Here is a 2,779-nt window from a genome sequence, read left to right as displayed (position 1 = left end):
ACCAGCAGCAAGACATTCTGTAAATGTGACAGTCTAGGATTGATATAGAAATTATTCACTGGTGTCCCGGAGTTGGACAGCGAGTCAGTAACTTCTCAATAACCCCGGGCAATCCCCGTGACGATCCAGGGCCAGAGTATGCTGGTTTTAACCGCAGAGTAGCTGTCGAAAGTTTTTATGGAGTGGATAGACCCAGATGGCTTTTTTTGGCAGCAGAAATTTATTTGCAACCTCGAGTTTGCCACGGCCCTTGGTTTGACCAAGATGAATCCAGTTGGCCGCGTGATAGCAAGTGCCGCTGAAACGAGGTAATTCAACGAAGGTCTCCAACAGGACGGGACGATAGCCATAGCGTGGCTGCCAGTCATTGGCAAGTCTGCGAGATACCAGACCCAGGATTCGGGAAGCCAAGTTTTTACAGTTGATCCAGGGCAGAACGAGAAAGCGGGAATTATTGACAACGAGATGGAGGCGTTGTTGTCTTTGTTCGGCCGTCCAGCCGATGAACAGATCACGGGGCTGGGTCATCCATGCTGATGCGCCAAAACCGAGCAGGGCGATGATCCGTCCAGCAGCTCTGGCGAAGTATCGCATTTGAGCCCCGGGGAGTGGTTGGTACCCCAGATAGTGATAGCGGTCAATATACTCGTTCCAGAGATGAGATTCGCCGCGATCCAGCACCGGTTGGAGCAGGATGTCCCCCAACTGTTTGGGAGAGGCGCACTGGAAGGTCGGTTCGGGATTCCCCTGTGGTGTACGGCGCCTGTATGGTTGACCATTGTGATGGCGATGCCGCGGAGCAGGCAGGTGCAATAAACCATCATCCTGCATGCGCAGCATCACGACGCGACAGCTCATCTCCTTGAGCCGCCGGTCGGCGCGTCGCCAATCAAGACGTTCACACACCAACTGCGAGAGCCGGGCGCGAGTCGCCAGCGGATGCTCGGCGATCAAGCGTCGGATGAGATCGATTTCCGGGAGGCTGAACTCCCGCCCGCAATAGCGCATGGCGTGCGCGTCAAGGGCCGACGGGTTGACAACCCGTCGGGGCGCATGCGTGCCGTCGAATCAGTTCTCCCAGGGGCGCAATGTCCCCCCGCCCGGAAACCCGGGCGCTCAGGAAATCCCAAAATGAGATGCCCAGCTTGCGGCTGGTCTTCTTGAGACTCGCGAAAGTATCACGACACCGACGTCCGTCGGTGCTGCGCGTCGAGCCGCTGATGATGCGCCGTTTCACGTACTCCCGGATGTCTCTCTCGCTCAGGTTGTTATTCAGGGGCAGCTCCGGGCGCTCAAGCACGAGCAGCAGCTCGGCTTTATTTCGGTGCATCCGCTGCAGGGCCAAGTTCAGGCTGACAAAGCAGGTCTTGGTCGCGCAGATCTCGTCGAACTTCGCATCCAGAAGCGCCTTCTTCTCTTCGTCGGGGCTGCTCTTGTAGGCCTTAAGTTCACGATAATAATCCCAGATCTCCGTGCGCACCTTCTCGATCGCCGCGCGTTGGGCGTCGTCAAACCCGATGAGTTTCACGAAAACGCGTTCGGCGTGGATCCAACATAGGCCATGTCTCAGAATATCAAACTGACCCGCATCGTCGCTGACAATAGCCAAATTCGGATTTATTCCATGATCAAGAACGCTGCCCAACAAAGCCCCTTCGGTAGCAATCTGTATATGTCGGGAGTCTTTGATCCACAAGTCCGCCAAGAATGCCGACCACTCTTTGCACTCGATGCTCTTGTTGCCCATACCGATCAGGCGATCTAACAAAAACTGAGGCAACTTCTGCGCGCGCATGTAGGCCAAGGCTTCTTCATTGAGCACATAGTCATCGGCCCCCGCACGCAGCAACTCGAGAAAGTTGATCCGGCTCTTGCTCTGCGTGCTCGCAAAGTAGGCGAACAACTCATTGCCAATATGGGTGCAGTAGCCGTTGTGGCCCTGGTGGCGCGCCCCGGTGTCGTCCACGTGTACATAGCTGGAGGTTTCCAGGCCGGCCCGTAAGATATCTTCTTTTTCCGCGTGATACTTTTCCTTATCCTTGATGAGGATTGCACTCAGCTGGCCCGCCGACATCTTGATTCCCCACTCCCTGATCTGCTCCAGGATCAACGGCTGGGTGACAAGGCAGTGATAGTATTGGTGCAGGATATATACCCTGAGCGGCTGGTTGTAGTGTTCACCATCAACTCCGGCGGGAAGCTTGCCAACCAGATACTCCCCCGTCGGAGTTATCCAACGCTCCATCTTGTAAAGAACGTTGTACAAAGAAATCTTAATGCCCTGCTGCGTAAAATACTCATACCCTTTGAATCGGCTGCCCGCGGGCAGTCCCACGGGTGGAAGAGGAATCGTGTCATGGATTTCCAAATCAGCGGTCTTTTTACGTATCTCGCGTGGCTTCTTTGGTTCCGACTTTTCTTTGTCTTTCGGATCGTCCTCTAACTTGGAGGGTTTGATCTTCGGTCGCGCTTTCTCTCCCTTCAACCTGGCGATCTCGTCACGTAGCCCATGAAACAACTCTTGGAAATGGTGGCAGATCTCCAATAAATTCAATACGACAGGATTGACCTGATCTGAAGGAATCTCCGAAAGCTTTGGGATTTTTGGGACATCTTTCAAACTCATGTCCCAGATTAAACCACAAAATAAAGTTTGTGTCCCGTGTTATTTTACCCAGCATCTTGACAGGTGAGCTTTTGTGAAAATGATCGGACGGATGGTTTTGCCCGGGGTTATTGAGAAGTTACGCGGTAAGTCGAGAACTAATTGTTTTCTCTA

2 protein-coding genes are annotated in these 2,779 nt (G+C 53.7%); both read right to left on the bottom strand.

The genetic code is table 11. From position 1 onward, the window contains the following. Nucleotides 1-147 precede the first annotated feature (147 nt). On the bottom strand, nt 148-1,008 hold the full coding sequence (locus tag WC598_RS15420; protein ID WP_372962386.1) for a DUF4338 domain-containing protein: 861 nt from the start codon (nt 1,006-1,008) through the stop codon (nt 148-150). Nucleotides 1,009-1,018: 10 nt separating this feature from the next. Beyond that, complete coding sequence (locus tag WC598_RS15415) at nt 1,019-2,626, bottom strand: transposase (protein ID WP_372962385.1); 1,608 nt, start codon at nt 2,624-2,626, stop codon at nt 1,019-1,021. Nucleotides 2,627-2,779 lie beyond the last annotated feature (153 nt).

It is taken from the genome of Methanoregula sp. (assembly GCF_041645475.1).
Lineage (GTDB): Archaea > Halobacteriota > Methanomicrobia > Methanomicrobiales > Methanospirillaceae > Methanoregula.
This window is presented reverse-complemented; position numbering and strand designations above follow the sequence as displayed.